The following is a 19,159-nucleotide window of genomic DNA, read 5'->3' on the forward strand; positions in this document are numbered from 1 at the left end:
CGCCCAAGCCGCCGTCAAGGAGAGATCCCATGCCGAACCGCACCTGCCGTTACGCCAAGGCCCTGTTGCTTGCCTCTGCCACGATCGTTGCCAGCCCCGGCTTTGCCCAGGCCGACCCCGCGCTCAAGACCGAAGCTGCAGCACTTGTCGATGCCAAGGCCAAGCTCGTCCAGGAGATGGTCGATTCGGTGTTCAGCTTTGCCGAGCCCGGTTTCCAGGAGTTCAAGACGCAGGAATATCTGACCGCGATTCTCGCCAAGAACGGGTTCAAGATCACCAAGGGAGTCGCGGGCATCCCGAGCGCCTGGACCGCGACTTGGGGCGAAGGCGGCCCGCTGATTGCGCTCGGCAGCGATGTCGATTGCCTGCTCGGCGTTTCGCAATATCCCGGCATCACCTCGCTGAAGCCGATGGTCGAGGGTGCGCCGGGACATGGCGAGGGGCATAATTCGGGGATGCCGCTGATCATCGCCGCCGCGCTCGCCGCCAAGGAAACGATGATCAAGCACGGGATCAAGGGGCGGCTGATGCTGTGGCCCGGCGTCGCCGAAGAACTGCTCGCCACCAAAGCCTATTATGTCCGCGAGGGCCTGTTCAAGGGCGTCGATGCGAACATCTTCACCCATGTCTCGAGCGATTTTTCGACCAGCTGGGGGCTGGGCGGCAGCAACGCGCTGGTGTCGGTCGAATATACGTTCACCGGATCGACCTCGCACGCCGCGGGGAACCCGTGGGACGGGCGGTCGGCGCTCGACGCGGTCGAGATCATGAACGTCGCGCTCAATTACCGCCGCGAACATCTGCCGCTCAGCCAGCGCATGCACTATGTCATCTCGAACGGCGGCGGGCAGCCCAATGTCGTCCCCGACAGGGCGGCGGTGTGGTATTATTTCCGCCAGAACGGGTTCCAGCAGGTCCGAGACCTGTACGAAATCGGCAACACGGTGGCCGAATCCGCCGCCAAGGCAACCGAGACGACGGTTACGCGCCAAGTGCTTGGTTATGCCGCACCGAACTATGGCAACAAGCCGATGGCCGATGCCGCCTATGCCAATATCAAGGCGGTCGGCATGCCGAAATGGACCGACGACGACCAGGCGTTCACCAAGGCCGTACAGACCGGACTCAAGCGCACGATCAAACCGCTGGCCACGACGATCGGTGAAATGAACGGACCGACGAACGAACGCGTGCCGACGGGCGGCGGGTCGGACGATATCGGTGACATCATGTGGAACGTGCCGACGATCACGATCCGTTACCCGTCGAACATCCCGAGCATGATCGGCCACCACAAGACAAGCGCCATCGCGATGGCGACGCCCATCGCCCACAAGGGCGCGGTCGCAGGGGCAAAGGCGGTGGCGATGACCGTGCTCGACCTGATGACCACGCCCAAGCTGATCGCCGATGCGAAGGATTATCAGCAGAACGTCCAGCTGAAAGACCAGAAATACGATCCGGTGATCACCGCATCGGACAAGCCCGCGATCTGGCTCAATACCGAAACGATGCGGCGGTTGCGTCCTTCGATGGAAAAATTCTATTACGATCCGAAGAAATATCCGAGCTATCTGGCCCAGCTCGGCATTGCCTATCCGGGGACGGCACCGACCAAATAGGGGACTGGTTTTGCGTCGATCGTTGCGCCGTGCGACCTGCGCGGCCCTGTTCGCCTGCGGGGCCACCGCCGCAGGCGCGCAGCGTACGCAGGAGAATGCCGTCACTTCGGCGAGCGATGCGTTCGGCAGCCAGATCGGCAACGAGCGTATCGGCCTCTACCAGAACGACGATGTCCGCGGGTTCAATCCGGTCGAGGCGGGCAATGCGCGCATCGACGGCCTGTATTTCGACCAGCAGGAACGTCCGACCAGCCGGCTGATCGAGGGATCGACGATCCGCGTCGGCATCACCGCGCAGGGATTTCCTTTCCCCGCACCCACCGGTGTCGTCGATTACCGGCTTCGCGAAACGCCCGACAAGCTGGCGTTCGGCGTCGAGTTCGAGCGCGCGGCTTTCGGCGGGCTGTTCGGCTCTTTCGATGCCAATATTCCGCTGGCACCCGGGCTGGCGCTGTCGGCGAACCTGATCGCGCGGCGCTTTGCCCAGCCGCAAGGCGGGCACAACAACCTGCGCGGCTATGGCGCGACGTTGCGCTGGCAGGGCAAAAGCGGGGCCGAGCTGGTCGGCTTTTTCGGCGGTTTCGGCGGACGGGACGAAGATCCAATACCGAATCTGTTCCCGGCAGGCGACGAGCTGCCACCCGCGATGGCGCGCGGTATCTTCCTCGGGCAGGACTGGGATCGCAAGAGCAGCTACTCCAATCTCGGCGGCCTTGTCGGCAAACTGCCGCTGGGCGATTGGCGGATCGAGGCGGGCGTCTTCCGTTCGGCCAAGGTCACGGGGTCGTCGTTCTCCGACCTGATGCGCGGCGTGCGGCCCGACGGCAGCGTGGCGAGCCGTGTTATCATTGCGGACGCGGACAATGCAGACGTGTCGGTGTCGGGCGAGGTGCGCGTGACGCGCAGTTTTGCGACCGGGCCGGTCACGCACCGGCTGATCGCCTCGGCACGGGGCCGCGCCAAGGACCGCGATTTCGGCGGGCAGGCGACGATTGCGCTGGGGGCGAGCACCGTCAACGCGCCCGACCTGCGCGCCCGGCCGAGCTATACATTGGGCGCCAACGACCACGACCGCGTGCGACAGATGACGCTGGGGGTCGGATACAGCCTCAACTGGCCGGGACGCGGCGCGCTCAGCCTGTCGGTCTCGCGCAGCGATTATCGCAAGGCGGTCGATTTCGCCAATCCTGCGGTCGCCGACCTTGCCGTGTCGAGTACGCCCATGCTCTACAACATAAGCGGATCGGTTGTGCTCTCCCGGCAACTCACCCTGTTCGGCGGCTATGTGAAAGGGCTGGAGGAAAGCCTGATCGCGCCCGATATCGCCACCAACCGCAACGAAGCCCCGCCCGCGATCATCACCGAACAGGCCGAAGCGGGCGTGCGCGTCGCGGTCACGCCCAGGATCACGCTCGTCGCGGGCGTGTTCAGCGTGAAGAAACCCTATTTCGGCCTCGATCCGGCGCTCCGCTTCGGCCAGCTCGGCACCGTCGACAATCGCGGGGTCGAACTGTCGCTGACGGGGACGTTGCTGCCGGGCCTGTCGATGGTCGCGGGGACCGTGCTGCTCGATTCGCGTATTTCGGGCGAGGCGGTGACGAGCGGGCGTATCGGCCCGCGTCCGGTCGGCTCGGTGCGGCGGCGGAGCATCCTCAATCTCGACTGGAAACCGGCGGGCCAGACGCACTGGTCGTTCGACAGTGCGATCGAGAGCCTGTCGTCGCGGGTCGGCAACACGGCGAACCGGCTGGTCGCCCCGGCGCGCACGACGCTGGCGCTCGGCACGCGCTACCGCACCAGCATCGGCGGCATGGCGGCGCTGTTCCGCGTACAGGTGACCAATGTCTTCAACGAATATGGCTGGCTGGTCAGCAACAGCGGCGGCTTCACCTATTCACCGGGCCGAACGTTCGTCGCGCAGCTTGCCGTCGACCTCTGATAGCTGCTTTTTGCTATTTGGGGCCGCACGCCCTATACCGGTTGTGCTGAACGTCGCCTGCGACGGATATCGGGCCGCTTACGCCCCCCTTTGTCCCTGAACTTGCTTCACGACGCCGGGATGGCCCGCCTTTGGACCATGCCCGTCAATTCGGACTAAGGAATGCCCGATATGATCACCGGAACCGTTAAATTCTTCAATGCCGACAAGGGCTATGGCTTCATCGCGCCGGAAGGCGGCGGGGGCGATGCATTTGTGCACATCTCGGCCGTCGAGCGTGCCGGCATGCGCACCCTCGATAAGGACCAGCGCGTCACCTACGAGCTCGAAACCGACAAGCGCGGCAAGACCTCGGCTGTGAACCTGCAGTCGGCCTAACAAGCTACCGGCGGCGGCGGCACGGGGCTTACCCTGCCGCCGCCGTTTTCTTTTCTACGTCTTACTAAAAGGATTCGATCCAGCCATGAGCCCTCTCGAATTCTACCGCACCCAGGCGACCAAGGCCGCGACCGATGCCGCCGCCGCCACCCTCGACAATGTCCGCGACCGCTGCCTGCGCGCTGCCGCCGCATGGGACGTGATGGCCGAGCGCATCGAGCGCACCGAAGAAATGCGCGCGGGGCGCCCGGGGAGCCGGTGATTCCGGCTTCGATTCTCGCTCTTCTTCGAGCGTAAGCGAGAAGCCCGGCCGAGCGCGAGCGAGGTCTTCCACCGCAAGCCGCGCTTTCTCGCTAACGCTCGAATGAGCACCTCGCTGTCGCTCGGCGAAGAAAAACGTCTCAACGCAGCGCTGTAACCGCAGGCGATTTCAGGCAGCTTGCCAGATCGCCCTGAGGCTTGGCCGGAATCGGTTTCGCATAGGGCGCAACCTCGACCGGCACCCCGATCCCCGACGTCGCAAACCCGGTCTGACCCCGGCACTTCATCACTTCGGCGAGCAGTTTCGGCGGCGTGTCGTACGCCTCGTAGCTGAGCCGGAACGTGCCCCAGTGCATGCCGAGGCCACGCGCCGCGCCGAGCCGGTCGAACACTTCGGCGGCGTCGATGGGGCCGATATGGCTGCCGATGCCCATTTGCCCGGGCACGAAGCGGAACGCGCCGATGGGGATGAGCGCGAGGCGCACGGGGCCGAGCTTTGCGGCCTCGCGCGGCCATTGCCCGTCGCCCATGCCGGTATCGCCCGCGAAGAACAAGTTGCCGCCCTTGGGCAGCACGACCGTGAAACTCGACCACAGCGCCCGGTTGCGGTCGGCGAACCAGCGGCTGCCCCAATGATGGTTGCGGGTGACGACGACTTCCGCTTTCAATTTCGGCTCACATTTAACCTGAGGGTAACCCGGTGGCACAAAGCACCGATTCACGACGCCCCGGCGTTCGCCCCAGTCGAGCGCAACCGCCTGTGCGCCGATGCTGCGGATCAGTGCATCATTCCCCAAGCTCGTCACGATGAGCGGGCTGTCGCGGTCCCAAAGCCGCTTGAGTGTTCCCAAATCCATGTGGTCGTAATGATTATGGCTGATGACGACGAGGTCGATAGGCGGCAAATCCTCGAAACGGATGCCGGGTTCCGCCACCCGGCGCGGGCCGAAGCCGAAGGGGCCTGCAGTCGGCCCCCAGATCGGATCGGTCAGGATGTTCAGCCCATTGGTCTGGATCAGCCAGGTTGCATGACCGACCCAGGTCGCCACCATCCGTTCGCCCTCGACGCGGCGCTCGGGCTTGGCAGGCGTGACATCGACCTTGTCGGGCCACGGCGGGCGTTCGTCGGTGCCGAACAGATAGCGGATCAGGAAATTACCGCGACTGCGCCCGCCCGGCGGGGCCAGCGTATCGTCGCCATCGGGATTGAAGAACCGCGCGCCGTCGTAGTGCGCGCTGACCGGCCCCTGATAATAGATGCGGTCGAGGAATTTGGGGACGATGACGATCGCGAGGCACAGCGCCACCGCCAGCCACAACAGGCCGCGCCCCACATATACTATTGCGCGCCGCATCCCGCCTCGCCACTCTGACTGTGATGACAGCGATAGCGTTTCTGTTTGCAACGGCAAGCGTCGCGACCGCGCCTGTCGCCACCGCGCGGGCCGAGTTCAATGCGCAGCGCATCACGCACGCAACTGCGACGGGGATCGCCGACAAGACAACATCGCGCGCCGCGACTGTCGACGATCCGGTGCGCGTCGCCAGCGTGTCGAAAATGGTCGTCGCGCTGGGGGTGATGCGGCTGGTCGAGGCAGGCAAGCTCGACCTCGACCGCGATGTGTCGGCCTATCTCGGCTGGACGCTGCGCAATCCCGACTTCCCCGAAGTGCCGATGACGCTGCGGATGCTGTTGTCGCACACCTCGGGCCTGCGCGACGATGCCGATTACGCGATCCCGCTCGGGGATAGCGTCCGCGCCCGGCTGGGCGACCGGCGGGCGTGGGACGTTGAGCACCATCCCGGCAACTGGTTCCGCTACAGCAATCTCAACTTCCCGGTGATTGCCAGCGTGATGGAGGCGGCGACCGGCGAGCGGTTCGACCGGTTGATGGCGCGGCTGGTGTTCAAGCCGCTGAAGATCGACGCGTGCTACAACTGGACAATGTGCAGCGACGCCAAGCTCGCACGCAAGGTCGTGCTTTACGACGCAGGCGGGCCGGTGCGGACCGATGGCTTTGCGACCTTGCGCCCCGACTGCCCGGTTCGGCTGTTGCAAGCGACGACGCCCTGCGACCTCAACGCCTACACCCCCGGCAGCAATGGTGCGCTGTTCAGCCCGCAGGGGGGCATGCGGATTTCGGCGCGCGATCTGGCACGGATCGGGCAGCTGTTTGTAAAGCGCGGGGCCGGCTTTCTCAAACCCGCCTCGCTCGCCGAAATGGCGAAGCCGCACTGGACGTTCGACGGCGGCAATGGCGATACCGAGGGCGGATTTTATTGCAGCTATGGCCTCGCCGTGCAGATCCTCGCCACGCCCAACATGCCCGATTGCCATGACGACCTGTTCGGCGACGGCGTGCGCCGCATCGGCCATGCGGGCGAGGCGTACGGGCTGCGCTCGGGGCTGTGGATCGACAGGAAGCGCGGCAAGGGCGTGGCGTTCTTTGCTACCGCCGTGCCCGACGACGCGACCGGCAAAGGCGCGCATTCGGCGTTTACGCCGGTCGAGGAGCAATTAGCCAAGGGGAAATGACCATGCGCCGGATACCGATCGTCGCCGCATTGCTGCTCACGGGCGCCGCGCCCCCGCCCGCCTATGACCTTATCGTCCGGGGCGGGACGATCTATGACGGCACCGGCGGCACGCCATACAAGGGCGATGTTGCGATCAAGGGCGACCGGATCGTCGCGGTCGGCAAAGTACGCGGCACGGCCAAACGCACAGTCGATGCAAAGGGCCTCGCCGTCGCACCCGGCTTCATCAACATGCTCAGCTGGGCCAATGAATCGCTGATCGCCGACGGGCGCGGGATGAGCGACACCAAACAAGGCGTCACTCTCGAAGTGATGGGCGAAGGCTCGTCGATGGGACCGCTCAACCCCGAGATGAAAGCCAACGCCACCCGGCGGCAGGGGGACATCAAATTCCCCATCGGCTGGACCAGCCTGCGCCAGTATCAGGACTGGCTGACGATGCGCGGCATCACCCCCAATATCGCCAGCTACGTCGGTGCGACGACGGTGCGGATCAACGTGCTCGGCGAAAACGATGTCGATCCCACCCCCGCGCAGCTCAGGCGGATGCAGGCGCTTGTCCGCACCGCGATGAACGAGGGCGCGCTGGGCGTCGGCTCCAGCCTGATCTACGCCCCCGCCAGCTATGCCGAGACGCCCGAGCTGATCGCGCTGATGAAGGCGGCGGGATCGTGCGGCGGCAGCTATATCAGCCATATCCGCGACGAGGGGCCGCGCCTGATCGAAGCGATCGACGAGCTGGTCGAGATCGCCGAAAAATCGGGCGCACCCGCCGAAATCTATCACTTCAAACAATCGGGCCGCGCCAATTGGGGCAAGATCGACGCCGCCATCGCGCGGGTCGAGGCGGCGCGGGCGCGCGGCCTGAAAATCACCGCCGACATGTACACCTATCCGGCCAGCTCGACCGGCTTCGACGCGGCGATGCCGCTGTGGATTCAGGAAGGCGGGATCGAGGCGTGGGTCGCGCGGTTGAAGCAGCCCGAATTGCGCGCCCGGGCGCTGACCGAAATGCGCGAGGGCAAGGTCGGCGAGAACACCAGCCTCGTCGTCAACGAACCCGACAAGGTCACGCTGCTCGCCTTCAAGACCGCCGCCCTGCGCCCGCTGGTCGGCAAGACACTGGGCGACGTCGCGCGCGAACGCGGCCAGCGGCCGGAAGAGGTGATGGCCGACCTGATCGTCGCCGACGGCACGCGCATCCAGGTCGCCTATGTCTCGATGCGCCCGGAAAACGTCGCGCGCGAAACCGCGCTGCCGTGGATGAGCTTCGGCTCGGACGCATCTAGCCAGGCCAATGAGGGCGTGTTCATGCTGTCGAGCACGCACCCGCGCGCTTACGGCAATTTCGCGCGGGTGCTGGGCAAATACGCCCGCGACGAAAAGACGCTGACCTTGGCGGATGCGGTGCGGCGGCTGTCGGGGCTTCCGGCAGAGAATCTGCGGATTGCACGGCGCGGGACACTGAAAGTCGGCAATTACGCCGATATGGCGATCTTCGATCCCAAGACGGTCGGCGATACCGCGACCTTTGCCAAACCCCAGCAATATGCCGTCGGTATGCGCCACGTCTTCGTCAACGGGGTGCAGGTGCTGAAGGATGGCGAGCACACCGGTGCCAAGCCCGGCCGTGTCGTTGCCGGACCGGGCACGGGCAAATGCGTGCCAGTCGGTTAGCAGATCGGGGACTGTCCCCACTTAGGGACTGTCCCCTGCCAAGGTAAAGAGGGACAGTCCCCAAGTGGGGACAGTCCCTTGCTCTCTGAGGGAGGCAATATGGACCCGCAATGTTTACCCGCCATCGACGCCTATATCGCGTCGCGCGCCGCCTTCGCGCAGCCGATCCTGAACCACGCCCGCGACATCGTCCACGCTGCGCAGCCGGGCATCAAAGAAGCGGTCAAATGGTCGCACCCGGCGTTCCTGTGGAAGGGGAAGCTCGTCGCCGGGATGGCGGCGTTCAAGGGGCATGCGACCTTCGGCTTCTGGCATGGCGCGGCCGTCACCGGGCTGTCCGAGGTCGAGGACAGCGCCATGGAGTCGTTCGGGCGGCTGACGTCGCTGGCCGACCTGCCGCCCGATGCTGAGCTGGCTGACATGGTCCGCAAGGCCTGCGCGCTGATCGACGCGGGCATCGCGCCCAAACACATGACCGAGAGAAAGCCGCGCGCCGAGCTCCCCGTGCCGCCGGCGCTTCAAGCCGCCCTTGCCGCGAACCCGACAGCGCAGGCAGCGTGGGACGCCTTCGCCCCCTCGCACCGCCGCGAATATTGCGAATGGGTCGGCGAGGCGAAACGCGAGGCAACGGTCGCGGCGCGGGTCGCCCAAACGGTCGAATGGCTGGTCGAAGGCAAGAAGCGGAACTGGAAATACGAGAACTGCTGAGCGATCTTCGACGACCGCAGAACTCCTCCCCAGCGCAGCGCAGGGGAGGTGGCGCGAATGCGCCGGAGGGGCGCGAGCGCAGCGAGCGACGGTCTCGCCACCCGAAACACCGTCCGCCGCTGAACGCGGCGGCCCCTCCGCCCTGCGGGCACCTCCCATGCGCTTCGCTGGGGAGGAATTGTGCAAGCCCGCCCTCAGGGACAGTCTAACACTATGCCCGACACGCTCCACGACGGCACCGCCCACCCGCTCCCCGACGACCTGCGCGCGGCGCTGACCGCCGATGTAGCGGCGGTGGCGCGGTGGCAAAGCTTGACTCTGCTCGGTCGCAACGAGTTCATTACCGAACCCTTGACGCCAAACAACCCGTCACCTGCGCGCGGCACATCGTGCGGACGGCGGAGGAACTGCACCAAGGCAAACGCCGGCCTTGCTGCTGGGCAGGAGCGCGCACCGGGCGGACAAAGCGTCGAGCGCGTGGCAGCAGGCGAAGGAGGCTAGACCACGTGCGTAGGAGGATCTGTTGACAAGAATTATAATATGTTGTTTAAACACAATGAAACAATGATTCAGAAGACATTTCGTGCCCTATATCCATAATCGCATTACCCTGTTTCGCGCCGAGTGCGGTATTTCACGTAAGGAGCTGGCCGAGGCGGTTGGGGTCAACCCACAGACTATCGGCTACCTCGAACGGGGCGATTACAACCCGAGTCTCGAGCTCGGTATGAGGATTGCCGCTTACTTTGATGTCCGGGTCGAGCTGATGTTTTCCTTCGAGCCTTTTGAAAGCGTCGCGGCGGTGCTGCGACGGACTGGAGAATAACGATGTCGAATTCATTTGATCGTATCATAGGGCGCCTGGATGCCATTTCGGAAAAGACGCCCTTCCCGGCGATGATGCGCGGCGAGGTCAATCAGCGGCCTCGGCCGAGAAAATTTCTGCCGGCCTTGTTAATCGCGGCATCGGTCGTCGCATTGGCCATGGCTATTGCAGGATCGAAATTTGCCCTTTCCGTTATGATGATGACCTTCGTCACCACACTCATAGTGCAGTGGTTTGGGCCGATGCGGGGCAAGAGTGCGAATGCGCCCTACGATGAGCGCGAGCGGGCGAGCTATATCAAGGCGCGGCTGATCGGTGTCAGCTGGGCGCTCACTCTCGTCGTTGTCGGCTGCATGGTGCGTTCGCTCAGCGGGATGCTTCCGCCGATTTGGCAACCGACCGAGCCGACGCATTGGCAACTGCTCTACATCTTCCTGATCAGCATTGCCGCGAACGTATCGATGCTCGCCCTGAGCTGGACGATGCCTGCGCCGGTCGATGACGATGAATAGCACCAGCATTCAAAACGGCGGGAGAGCCACGATGAAGACCTTTACAAATCATCGAGCAGGACTTGGGGTCGCGGCGTGCCTCGCGATGTTTGTCGGCGCATTCATGATCGGCATGGACAGGTTGGAAGGACCGATCTGGACTGCGGGCTTAATCCTTTGGGTCGCTGCTTTGGTACTCGAGTGCGTCGTGCGTGCTTCGCCTTATGAACGCATTGTCCGCTTTAGTCTGCCGTGGAACGACGACCGGCCTGATCTCGACGAACGCGAACTCGGCTTGCGCAGCCGCGCCTATGAAGCCAGCTATGTGCTGATGATATTCGGAGCGATTGTCCTGCTTCTACCGGTTATAGTTTATATGGATTTGAAAGGCGGTATTAAGGGCTTTTTCCTGATCATGTCATTCACTGGATCAGGAATGATGCTGCCGACGATTGTCCTTGAATGGATTGCACCTGCAAGCGGACGCAAGGACGATCTCGAGGAGACGTGATTCACACCCCCTCCAGCAACCGCTCCTCCCTGATCTTCGCGCTCCACATTTGCGGCGCGAGCGTGTGGACATTCGCCCCCGCGCTATCCACCGCGACTGTCACCGGGAAATCCTTCACCTCGAACTCATAGATCGCCTCCATGCCGAGATCGGCGAAGCCCACGACTTTCGAGCCCTTGATCGCGCGTGCCACGAGGTAGGCCGCGCCGCCGACGGCCATCAGGTACGCGCTCTTGTGCTTGGCGATCGCGGCGGTTGCGGCGGGGCCGCGTTCGGCCTTGCCGACGCAGGCGAGCAGGCCTTGCTCGAGCATTATGTCCATGAACTTGTCCATGCGCGTCGCCGTCGTCGGGCCGGCGGGGCCGACGATTTCCTCGCCGACCGGGTCGACCGGGCCGACGTAGTAGATGACGCGGCCCGCGAATTCGACGGGGAGCGGCTCGCCTTTCGCCAGCATATCCGCGATGCGCTTGTGCGCGGCGTCGCGGCCGGTGAGCATCTTGCCGTTGAGGAGCAGCCGGTCGCCCTGTTGCCAGCCCTGCACGTCGGCGGCGGTCAGCGTGTCGAGATCGACGCGGATCGACGCCGCATCGGGCTGCCAGTCGACCTTGGGCCAGTCGTCGAGGTTCGGGGTTTCTAGGAAGACCGGCCCGCTGCCGTCCAAAGTGAAATGCGCGTGGCGGGTCGCGGCGCAATTGGGGATCATCGCGACCGGCTTCGACGCGGCATGCGTCGGGTAATCCAGGATTTTGACGTCGAGGATCGTCGCGAGCCCGCCCAAGCCCTGCGCGCCGATGCCGAGCGCGTTGACCTTGTCGAAAATCTCGACGCGCAGCTTCTCGACGTCGGTGCGGGGGCCGCGCGCCTTCAACTCGGCCATGTCGATATGGCCCATCAGCGATTCCTTGGCGAGAGACATCGCCTTTTCCGCCGTGCCGCCGATGCCGATGCCGAGCATCCCCGGCGGGCACCAGCCCGCGCCCATTTGTGGGACCATTTCGAGCACCCAGTCGACGATGCTGTCGCTGGGGTTGAGCATCTTGAACTTCGACTTGTTCTCGCTGCCGCCGCCCTTGGCCGCGACGTCGATGCTCACGGTCGCGCCCGGGACCATTTCGACCGACATCACGCAAGGCGTGTTGTCCTTGGTATTCACCCGCGTGAAGGCGGGATCGGCGAGGATCGAGGCGCGCAGCTTGTTTTCGGGGTGGAGATAGGCGCGGCGGACACCCTCGTCGATTACGCCCTGCAGCGACCGCGTGCTGTCGAGCACGCACTGCTGGCCCCATTTGACGAACACGGTGACGATGCCGGTGTCCTGGCAGATCGGCCGGTGCCCCTCGGCGCACATGCGGCTGTTGGTCAGGATTTGCGCGATGGCGTCCTTCGCGGCGGGGCCCTGTTCAACCTCGTACGCGGCACCCAGCGCGCGGATGTAATCCATCGGGTGGAAATAGCTGATGTATTGCAGTGCGTCGGCGACGCTTTCGATGAGATCGGATTCGGATATGGTGACGGTCATGGCTCGGCCCCGCTATGGTCACCTGCCCCTATGCGCCGGAGCGCCCCGTGAAAAGCCAGTTGCCCACCGATCCCGAACTGATCCGTTTCCTGCGCGAGGAACTGGGCGAGGGCGTGCCCGCCGGGGGCAGCTGGACCTTCACCGGGCCGCTCTGGCTGTGGCGCGGGAAAACCAAGGACGGAACCGCGAGCACGATGGCGTGGCATTTCGTCACCATCGACGGGGATATCGCCGACGCGATTCGTGCCGCCGCGCCGGGGCGAATGGCGGCCTGGGGATCGGTCTATGTGACGGCCCGCATCGGCGGCACCGAGTGGCGCACCTCGCTGTTCCCGAGCAAGGAGGTCAAAGGCTATTTGCTGCCGGTGAAGGCCGCTGTGCGTAAGTCCGAGAAACTGGTCGAGGGCGACCGGATAACCGTATCGCTGGCGTTGTGAACGTCGAATCGTAAATCACTGTGTCGCAAGAAATCTTTTTTCCTGCGCGCCATACCCCCTTGCGCGTCACGAAAACGACGCAAGTCCGGCGCGTCGCTGCGGTGCAGCAACGACGAAACGAATCGAATCTGCGACGAACCGAATGGTGACACCGTAATTTACCCTCTTGCGTCTCAAAATGGTTGAGCCACTATAGCTAGCGGTTCGGGGCAGGGAGCCAATACTACAGCTTGTATGTCGCGTTTGCGGACCTTGATTCCGCACTGGCGACCTGCGCGCTGTGGATAACGGGGAAAATTCCCGTTTTGTTCGCTCGCAGCCCCGAAAACGTGTAGGATCGGGGTTTGGCCCCGAGTCGGATGTGAGTCGAAAATAAACGGGCGCGGCGGAACGGGGATCGGGGCGATGGATTTCAGGGATAACGATGGCAGAGCGGACATGAGTGCGGACACGGCGGAGTTGATCGCAGAGGCGATGGCAGGCGCCGCAACGGCGACGGCCAAGGCCGATGCCGCGCCGATCGAGGGCGTGCATCCGCGCCTGTTCGCGGTCGAGGTCGATCATTCGCGCGATGCGCTCCTCACCGATTTCGGCAAGGAGACGCTGAAGGACCGCTATCTGTTGCCTGGTGAATCCTATCAGGATTTGTTTGTGCGCGTGGCGTCGGCCTATGCCGACGACCAGCCACATGCCCAACGGCTCTATGATTACATCTCGCGGCTGTGGTTCATGCCGTCGACGCCGGTGCTGTCGAACGGCGGCACGGGGCGCGGGCTGCCGATCAGCTGCTATCTCAATTCGGTGCCCGACAGCCTGGAAGGGATCGTCGACACCTGGAACGAGAATGTCTGGCTGGCGGCGCGCGGCGGCGGGATCGGCACCTATTGGGGCGCGGTGCGCGGTATCGGCGAACCGGTCGGCCTGAACGGGAAGACCAGCGGCATTATTCCGTTCGTGCGCGTGATGGACTCGCTGACCTTGGCGATTTCGCAAGGGTCGCTGCGCCGCGGGTCGGCCGCGTGCTACCTCGACGTGTCGCACCCCGAGATCGAGGAGTTCCTCGAAATCCGCAAGCCCAGCGGCGATTTCAACCGCAAGGCATTGAACCTGCATCACGGCGTGCTGCTGACCGATGCATTCATGGAAGCGGTACGCGACGGGACCGAATGGCAGCTGCGCAGTCCCAAGGACAACAGCGTCCGCCAGACGGTCGATGCGCGCAGCCTGTTCCAGAAGCTGGTCGAAACGCGGCTCGCGACCGGCGAGCCCTATATCGTCTTCGGCGACACGGTGAACCGCGCGATGCCGCGCCATCACCGCGAACTGGGGTTGAAGGTTTCCACTTCGAACCTGTGCAGCGAAATCACCCTGCCGACCGGCAAGGATCACCTCGGCAACGATCGCACGGCGGTGTGCTGCCTGTCGTCGGTCAACCTCGAAACCTGGGACGAATGGAACGGCGACAAGATGTTCGTCGAGGACATCATGCGCTTCCTCGACAATGTCCTGACCGACTATATCGACCGCGCCGAGCCCGAAATGGCGCGCGCCAAGTACAGCGCGTCGCGCGAACGCTCGGTGGGTCTGGGCGTCATGGGCTTCCACAGCTTCCTGCAGGCGCGCAATCTGCCCTTCGAGGGCGCGATGGCGAAGTCGTGGAACCTGAAAATCTTCAAGCACATCAGCGCCAAGGCCGAGGAAGCCTCGATGCTGCTGGCGGCGGAGCGCGGCCCCTGCCCCGATGCCGAGGAACGCGGCGTGATGGAGCGGTTCAGCTGCAAGATGGCGATCGCGCCCACCGCGTCGATCAGCATCATCTGCGGCGGGACGAGTGCGTGCATCGAGCCGATCCCGGCGAACATCTACACCCACAAGACGCTGTCGGGGTCGTTCTCGATCCGCAATCCGTATCTCGAAAAGCTGCTGTCGACCAAGTCGAAGAACAGCGACGCGGTGTGGAATTCGATCCTCGAACAGGGCGGATCGGTCCAGCACCTCGACTTCCTCGATACGGACGAAAAAGCGACCTACAAAACCAGCTTCGAGATCGACCAGCGCTGGCTGCTCGAACTCGCCGCCGACCGCACGCCGTTCATCGATCAGGCGCAGTCGCTGAACCTGTTCATCCCGGCCGATGTCGAGAAATGGGATTTGCTGATGCTCCACTTCCGCGCGTGGGAGCTGGGCATCAAGTCGCTCTATTATCTGCGCTCGAAAAGCGTCCAGCGCGCAGGCTTTGCGGGCGGAGTCGAAGCCGACAACACCGCCTTGCCGCCGGTGATCGAGCTGGAGACCAAGGATTACGACGAATGCCTCGCGTGCCAGTGATGGCGCGCGAGACTTCGTGTCGTGGGCAGGCGGTTCAGCCGTCCTGTTCTTCTTCCTCGAACGTAATCGCCACATCGGCGTTGGCGGACAAGCGGACCTTGCCGTCCTCGACGCCAGCAATCAGCCCGGTCGAGATATAATGGTGATGTCCGGAATGGCCTCCGCTGCCTTCGACAACCTCGGCACCGCTGTCGGCCTTGGTCAGCTTGATGCGGTGGCCGTCAACGTGGTCGACGGTGCCGACATGGACGCCATCGGCGCCGATGACTTCGTCATGTTCCTTGATCCGGGAAAGATCGACCATGAAAATAACTCCTTTGCGGGGGTGACGGGAACCCAACGCATTGGCGCGCCATTGGGTGCAGCGATGCCATGCGAAGGACCCCGGGATGACTGCACCCCTGTTGATGGCGCTCGTCGCGCTGCTGTGTACGGCGGGGTCGATATGGCTGGTCCGGCGCCGGGCGCGGACCGAAGCCGCGATCTATCGTCACCGGATCGCGGCAACGATGCTGGCCGCAGCGGCAATAATCCTGATTGCGTACGCGTGGACGCTCCACAGCTGGGACGCCGCAAGCTGAGCCTGTTTTCGCTGATGGCAATATTGGTTGCCTTCAGCTTTTTCACGCCCGACGCCTATGCTCAGGGCGTCAAGCATATGATAAATGATCCTTTCCAGCGGATGGCAAAGCTCGGACTGTATCTGCCTGCTTGGTTTATGATACCGAGTGCGCCACCCTCTCCCGGCGACGGGCGCCCCACGACTCCCCTAGCGCAAACCAAAAGTTCGTTACTTCTGTTGAGCGTCTCGAAGGAAGGGATGCCCGGGTTGTGCGAAGTGCTGGCAACTAATGATACGCCTGGGCTTGCCGAACGGTTCTGCGAAATCTCTGCCATGCGTATGAAGTTCGCTCCTGCTGCAAAACCGTCACAAAAGGCGTTTTGGTTTCATGTCTACAGTGGGGGCGAGCCTCGTCTTACCGTCGTCGATGTTCCTCTTAAAAAATAGCTGTCCGGAGTAAACCTCATGTCCCTCACCGTCGCGCGCAACCAGTACAAGCCCTTCGAATATCCGTGGGCCTATGACTTCTGGAAACGCCAGCAGCAGATTCACTGGATGCCCGAGGAAGTGCCTTTGGGCGAGGATTGCCGCGACTGGGCGCAGAAGCTGACCGATCACGAGCGCAACCTGCTGACGCAGATCTTCCGCTTCTTCACCCAGGCCGATGTCGAGGTGCAGAATTGCTATCACGAACATTACGGCCGCGTGTTCAAGCCGACCGAGATCAAGATGATGCTGGCCGCGTTCAGCAATATGGAAACGGTGCATATCGCGGCGTATTCGCACCTGCTCGACACCATCGGCATGCCCGAAAGCGAATACGGCATGTTCCTCCAATATGAGGAAATGAAGGCCAAGCACGATTATCTCGGCACCTTCGGCGTCGACAGCGATGAGGATATCGCGCGAACGCTCGCGATGTTCGGCGGCTTCACCGAGGGGCTTCAGCTGTTCGCGTCGTTTGCGATGCTGATGAACTTCCCGCGCTTCAACAAGATGAAGGGCATGGGGCAGATCGTCAGCTGGTCGGTGCGCGACGAAAGCCTGCATTGCGAGGGGATCATCAAGCTGTTCCACGCCTTTTGCGCCGAACGCCAGTGCCTGACCAAGGCCGTGAAGGACGACATTCTCGACTGCTGCCAGACGACGGTGCGGCTGGAGGATGCGTTCATCGACCTCGCCTTCGCCGATGGTCCTGTCTCCGGCATGACCGCCAAGGACATCAAGAAATACGTCCGCTTCATCGCCGACTGGCGGCTCGACCAGATGGGCTTCAAGCCGATGTTCATGATCGACGAACACCCCCTGCCGTGGCTCGCGCCGCTGCTCAACGGGGTCGAGCACGCCAACTTCTTCGAAACCCGCGCGACCGAATATTCGAAGGCAGCAACGCGTGGCAATTGGGGCGACGTCTGGGGCAGCTTCGACGCCCGTAAGGGGGCGAAAGCGGCGAACGCGGCGGCAAACGAGGATGTCGGGGTGAGCGAGGTCGACATGTTCGGGGTGACGAGCGTGGCGGCGGAATAGAGTATGTCCGAAGGCTCGTTGATCAATCTAAACCTCGGCGCACTCGCCAAGCCGGTCGAGATATTAATTGAGCGGGTTTCCGACGCCGTGGGAGGGATCGCGAGGCCTTGGCAGATCGAACGTATTGCTCGCGCGGAAGGCCGTGCAGATATCGCACGGGCGGAGGCGCGGATTGAAGTAACTGAAGTTGAGCAACGAGCGATTCAGCGGTTGGTCAAAGAAGAGGGGCGTCGGCAGGAAAACATTGAATCAATAACTGCTCAGGCAACAGAGTTTGTCTCAGAGAGCGCGCGCCCACAGGATATCGAGGAGGATTGGCTAACCGAGTTCTTTGCTCGGTGTCGAAATGTATCCGATAGTGAAATGCAAAGAATTTGGTCAGCGATACTAGCAGGAGAAGCCAATCATCCCGGAAGTTATAATAAAAAGACAATTGACCTATTGTCAACGTTGGGAAGAACAGAAGCAGCAAATTTTCAGAAACTGACTCGATTCTGTTTTTCTATCGGTAACAGATTGATGGTGTTTGTAGACGATCTAGAAAATCCTATTTTTGGTAAAAATGGGATAGATTTTGAGTATCTTTCAGATCTAAGTGATCTGGGACTATTGGATTTCAATCATATAGCTGGTTTTGAGGTTAATGCAAAAACCCAAGAAATCCCTATGACATATTCGAATCGATTAGTAATTGTTACACTGAATTCTGAAAAAAAGATTCAAATGGGTCAGGTTCGCTTAACGATTGCAGGTTCTCAGATAATGGCTATGTGCTCACTGGTGTATGATCAGGAAGTGCTCGATTACATCTTAGATAAATGGCGAGCTGGGGGAGCGACAGTAGGAAACTTTATCTAAAATACTGCACTTCAATTTAATTAGAACATCGATAATTACGTCATTGATACACAATCTCGATCCAATACCGACAATTCCGCGTCGATAGGCGATAGGCATCCTTAAGCTGGCGGGTCGCATCGCCCAAATTGTCGCTATCGAAATATGGTGCCAATGTTCCGGCGTCACGCGCCGCTCGCTGAAATCGGATGACGTAGCGCGCCCTTGTCGACTCAGGTGGGTGGTCGTAGGTCGCGCTCATTCGCTGAGCCTATTGCAGGTTAGTACTCACGACAAGACTCAGCAGTATTTGGCCGACTGCGGAAAACAGTCGTGCTGCGTGGCAAGCGTACCGTTACAATCCGTCCGCCTCGCCCAACACGACAATTAATTCCGGCAGTGCCGTCGAGACCGTGTCCCACACCACATCGAGATTGATGTCGTAGTAGCCATGGGCAATTCGGTTTCGCATGCCGCGCATGCTTTTCCACGGGATCGCCGGGTTGGCGTCGGCGATGGCGGGGTAGCGGTCCATGAGCTTGGTCGCCGCTTCGCCGAGAATGATCAGGTTGAGGATGACCGCTTGCTGAGTCCGCTTGTCCTCAAGAAAATCGTCCTTATCCAACCCTTCGATATAGAGACACGCCTGTTCTGCCGCCTCGCGCATATGGCCGACGAGTTCGCCCGGCGGCGGTACGCTCATATCGGGCGGGCTTCGGCGAGCACGCTATCACGAAACCGGGGCGGCAGGTCGTCCGCGGTCAGCAGATCGACAGGAACGCCGAGGAGTTCCTGCAACTCGACCTGCAAGCCGCCCAGATCGAACAGCGTCGCACCCGGTAAGGCATCGACGAGAATATCGATATCGCTGTCCGCTGTGGCACGGTCGTGCAGCACCGACCCGAAAACGCGCGGGTTCGCGGTGCGGTAGCGGTCGGCCAGCGCGCGAACAGCGGTGCGATGGGGGTCGAGAGCGGCAGCCGAGATCATGCCAA

At 62.5% G+C, this 19,159-nt stretch carries 22 protein-coding genes; 17 read left to right on the top strand and 5 right to left on the bottom strand.

Translation table 11 applies throughout. The features are described from left to right. Window positions 1-29: 29 nt before the first annotated feature. The 4 genes from M0209_RS14125 (at window position 30) to M0209_RS14140 (ending at window position 4,201) form a co-directional block, all read left to right on the top strand. Complete coding sequence (locus tag M0209_RS14125; protein WP_258888909.1) at window positions 30-1,622, top strand: peptidase dimerization domain-containing protein; 1,593 nt, start codon at window positions 30-32, stop codon at window positions 1,620-1,622. A 10-nt stretch (window positions 1,623-1,632) separates the two neighbouring features. Continuing rightward, window positions 1,633-3,561 (top strand): TonB-dependent receptor, encoded by a 1,929-nt coding sequence (locus M0209_RS14130; protein WP_258888911.1) that lies wholly within the window; start codon window positions 1,633-1,635, stop codon window positions 3,559-3,561. Between the two features lie 171 nt (window positions 3,562-3,732). Beyond that, window positions 3,733-3,939, top strand: a complete 207-nt coding sequence (locus tag M0209_RS14135; RefSeq protein WP_258888912.1) for a cold-shock protein — start codon at window positions 3,733-3,735, stop codon at window positions 3,937-3,939. Between the two features lie 85 nt (window positions 3,940-4,024). Then, entirely contained in the window at window positions 4,025-4,201 is a 177-nt protein-coding gene (locus M0209_RS14140) for a hypothetical protein (protein WP_258888913.1), read from the top strand. A gap of 139 nt (window positions 4,202-4,340) precedes the next feature. Here M0209_RS14140 and M0209_RS14145 read toward each other — a convergent pair whose 3' ends face one another. Next, window positions 4,341-5,555, bottom strand: a complete 1,215-nt coding sequence (locus M0209_RS14145) for an MBL fold metallo-hydrolase (protein ID WP_258888914.1) — start codon at window positions 5,553-5,555, stop codon at window positions 4,341-4,343. A 23-nt stretch (window positions 5,556-5,578) separates the two neighbouring features. Between M0209_RS14145 and M0209_RS14150 the strand changes: the two genes are divergently transcribed. The 7 genes from M0209_RS14150 (at window position 5,579) to M0209_RS14180 (ending at window position 10,951) form a co-directional block, all read left to right on the top strand. After that, the gene (locus tag M0209_RS14150; RefSeq protein ID WP_258888915.1) at window positions 5,579-6,736 is read left to right on the top strand and encodes a serine hydrolase; all 1,158 of its coding nucleotides are present in this window, start codon (window positions 5,579-5,581) and stop codon (window positions 6,734-6,736) included. Window positions 6,737-6,738: 2 nt separating this feature from the next. Continuing rightward, entirely contained in the window at window positions 6,739-8,415 is a 1,677-nt protein-coding gene (locus M0209_RS14155; RefSeq protein ID WP_258888917.1) for an amidohydrolase family protein, read from the top strand. A 99-nt stretch (window positions 8,416-8,514) separates the two neighbouring features. Continuing rightward, the gene (locus M0209_RS14160) at window positions 8,515-9,123 is read left to right on the top strand and encodes a YdeI/OmpD-associated family protein (protein ID WP_258888918.1); all 609 of its coding nucleotides are present in this window, start codon (window positions 8,515-8,517) and stop codon (window positions 9,121-9,123) included. A 213-nt stretch (window positions 9,124-9,336) separates the two neighbouring features. Then, on the top strand, window positions 9,337-9,624 hold the full coding sequence (locus M0209_RS14165) for a YdeI/OmpD-associated family protein (RefSeq protein WP_258888919.1): 288 nt from the start codon (window positions 9,337-9,339) through the stop codon (window positions 9,622-9,624). 82 nt (window positions 9,625-9,706) lie between these two features. Continuing rightward, window positions 9,707-9,949: a helix-turn-helix transcriptional regulator gene (locus tag M0209_RS14170; RefSeq protein WP_258888920.1), complete on the top strand. Its 243-nt coding sequence runs from the start codon at window positions 9,707-9,709 to the stop codon at window positions 9,947-9,949. 2 nt (window positions 9,950-9,951) lie between these two features. Next, window positions 9,952-10,461 (top strand): hypothetical protein, encoded by a 510-nt coding sequence (locus M0209_RS14175; RefSeq protein WP_258888921.1) that lies wholly within the window; start codon window positions 9,952-9,954, stop codon window positions 10,459-10,461. A gap of 31 nt (window positions 10,462-10,492) precedes the next feature. Further along, the gene (locus M0209_RS14180; RefSeq protein WP_258888922.1) at window positions 10,493-10,951 is read left to right on the top strand and encodes a hypothetical protein; all 459 of its coding nucleotides are present in this window, start codon (window positions 10,493-10,495) and stop codon (window positions 10,949-10,951) included. Between the two features lies 1 nt (window position 10,952). On the opposite strand, the gene M0209_RS14185 is transcribed toward M0209_RS14180, so the two are convergent. Beyond that, entirely contained in the window at window positions 10,953-12,473 is a 1,521-nt protein-coding gene (locus tag M0209_RS14185; protein WP_258888923.1) for a fumarate hydratase, read from the bottom strand. Between the two features lie 47 nt (window positions 12,474-12,520). On the opposite strand from M0209_RS14185, the gene M0209_RS14190 reads away from it, so the two are divergent. Together M0209_RS14190 and M0209_RS14195 are read left to right on the top strand one after the other, a co-directional pair. Beyond that, on the top strand, window positions 12,521-12,910 hold the full coding sequence (locus M0209_RS14190) for a DUF1905 domain-containing protein (protein ID WP_258888924.1): 390 nt from the start codon (window positions 12,521-12,523) through the stop codon (window positions 12,908-12,910). Window positions 12,911-13,315: 405 nt separating this feature from the next. Continuing rightward, a complete protein-coding gene (locus M0209_RS14195) occupies window positions 13,316-15,238 on the top strand; it encodes a ribonucleoside-diphosphate reductase subunit alpha (RefSeq protein WP_258888925.1) in 1,923 nt (640 codons plus the stop codon). A 34-nt stretch (window positions 15,239-15,272) separates the two neighbouring features. Here the strand turns inward: M0209_RS14195 and M0209_RS14200 are convergent, their stop codons facing one another. Beyond that, window positions 15,273-15,542, bottom strand: a complete 270-nt coding sequence (locus M0209_RS14200) for a DUF2171 domain-containing protein (protein ID WP_258888926.1) — start codon at window positions 15,540-15,542, stop codon at window positions 15,273-15,275. An 85-nt stretch (window positions 15,543-15,627) separates the two neighbouring features. On the opposite strand from M0209_RS14200, the gene M0209_RS14205 reads away from it, so the two are divergent. The 4 genes from M0209_RS14205 to M0209_RS14220 are packed head-to-tail and all read left to right on the top strand — an operon-like array spanning window position 15,628 to window position 18,185. Further along, window positions 15,628-15,819, top strand: a complete 192-nt coding sequence (locus tag M0209_RS14205; protein ID WP_258888927.1) for a hypothetical protein — start codon at window positions 15,628-15,630, stop codon at window positions 15,817-15,819. Beyond that, window positions 15,786-16,247, top strand: a complete 462-nt coding sequence (locus tag M0209_RS14210; protein WP_258888928.1) for a hypothetical protein — start codon at window positions 15,786-15,788, stop codon at window positions 16,245-16,247. Before M0209_RS14205 ends, M0209_RS14210 begins: the two co-directional genes overlap by 34 nt. An 18-nt stretch (window positions 16,248-16,265) precedes the next feature. Further along, on the top strand, window positions 16,266-17,327 hold the full coding sequence (locus tag M0209_RS14215) for a ribonucleotide-diphosphate reductase subunit beta (RefSeq protein ID WP_258888929.1): 1,062 nt from the start codon (window positions 16,266-16,268) through the stop codon (window positions 17,325-17,327). A gap of 3 nt (window positions 17,328-17,330) precedes the next feature. Further along, window positions 17,331-18,185 carry a DUF2806 domain-containing protein gene (locus M0209_RS14220; protein ID WP_258888930.1) on the top strand — a complete coding sequence of 285 codons (855 nt, stop codon included), beginning with the start codon at window positions 17,331-17,333 and terminating at the stop codon, window positions 18,183-18,185. A gap of 334 nt (window positions 18,186-18,519) precedes the next feature. On the opposite strand, the gene M0209_RS14225 is transcribed toward M0209_RS14220, so the two are convergent. After that, complete coding sequence (locus M0209_RS14225) at window positions 18,520-18,867, bottom strand: DUF86 domain-containing protein (RefSeq protein WP_258888931.1); 348 nt, start codon at window positions 18,865-18,867, stop codon at window positions 18,520-18,522. Next, on the bottom strand, window positions 18,864-19,154 hold the full coding sequence (locus tag M0209_RS14230; protein WP_258888932.1) for a nucleotidyltransferase family protein: 291 nt from the start codon (window positions 19,152-19,154) through the stop codon (window positions 18,864-18,866). Before M0209_RS14230 ends, M0209_RS14225 begins: the two co-directional genes overlap by 4 nt. Window positions 19,155-19,159 lie beyond the last annotated feature (5 nt).

The organism is Sphingomonas sp. SUN039, from assembly GCF_024758725.1.
In the GTDB taxonomy this organism is placed as follows: Bacteria; Pseudomonadota; Alphaproteobacteria; order Sphingomonadales; family Sphingomonadaceae; genus Sphingomonas_O.

Bases quoted from the DNA above. Each gene is read 5' to 3' on its own strand.
- M0209_RS14125 (WP_258888909.1), top strand. From the start codon at position 30: ATGCCGAACCGCACCTGCCGTTACGCCAAGGCCCTGTTGCTTGCCTCT.
- M0209_RS14135 (WP_258888912.1), top strand. From the start codon at position 3,733: ATGATCACCGGAACCGTTAAATTCTTCAATGCCGACAAGGGCTATGGC.
- M0209_RS14140 (WP_258888913.1), top strand. From the start codon at position 4,025: ATGAGCCCTCTCGAATTCTACCGCACCCAGGCGACCAAGGCCGCGACC.
- M0209_RS14145 (WP_258888914.1), bottom strand. From the start codon at position 5,555: ATGCGGCGCGCAATAGTATATGTGGGGCGCGGCCTGTTGTGGCTGGCG.
- M0209_RS14150 (WP_258888915.1), top strand. From the start codon at position 5,579: ATGACAGCGATAGCGTTTCTGTTTGCAACGGCAAGCGTCGCGACCGCG.
- M0209_RS14155 (WP_258888917.1), top strand. From the start codon at position 6,739: ATGCGCCGGATACCGATCGTCGCCGCATTGCTGCTCACGGGCGCCGCG.
- M0209_RS14160 (WP_258888918.1), top strand. From the start codon at position 8,515: ATGGACCCGCAATGTTTACCCGCCATCGACGCCTATATCGCGTCGCGC.
- M0209_RS14165 (WP_258888919.1), top strand. From the start codon at position 9,337: ATGCCCGACACGCTCCACGACGGCACCGCCCACCCGCTCCCCGACGAC.
- M0209_RS14175 (WP_258888921.1), top strand. From the start codon at position 9,952: ATGTCGAATTCATTTGATCGTATCATAGGGCGCCTGGATGCCATTTCG.
- M0209_RS14180 (WP_258888922.1), top strand. From the start codon at position 10,493: ATGAAGACCTTTACAAATCATCGAGCAGGACTTGGGGTCGCGGCGTGC.
- M0209_RS14185 (WP_258888923.1), bottom strand. From the start codon at position 12,473: ATGACCGTCACCATATCCGAATCCGATCTCATCGAAAGCGTCGCCGAC.
- M0209_RS14195 (WP_258888925.1), top strand. From the start codon at position 13,316: ATGGATTTCAGGGATAACGATGGCAGAGCGGACATGAGTGCGGACACG.
- M0209_RS14200 (WP_258888926.1), bottom strand. From the start codon at position 15,542: ATGGTCGATCTTTCCCGGATCAAGGAACATGACGAAGTCATCGGCGCC.
- M0209_RS14205 (WP_258888927.1), top strand. From the start codon at position 15,628: ATGACTGCACCCCTGTTGATGGCGCTCGTCGCGCTGCTGTGTACGGCG.
- M0209_RS14215 (WP_258888929.1), top strand. From the start codon at position 16,266: ATGTCCCTCACCGTCGCGCGCAACCAGTACAAGCCCTTCGAATATCCG.
- M0209_RS14220 (WP_258888930.1), top strand. From the start codon at position 17,331: ATGTCCGAAGGCTCGTTGATCAATCTAAACCTCGGCGCACTCGCCAAG.
- M0209_RS14225 (WP_258888931.1), bottom strand. From the start codon at position 18,867: ATGAGCGTACCGCCGCCGGGCGAACTCGTCGGCCATATGCGCGAGGCG.
- M0209_RS14230 (WP_258888932.1), bottom strand. From the start codon at position 19,154: ATGATCTCGGCTGCCGCTCTCGACCCCCATCGCACCGCTGTTCGCGCG.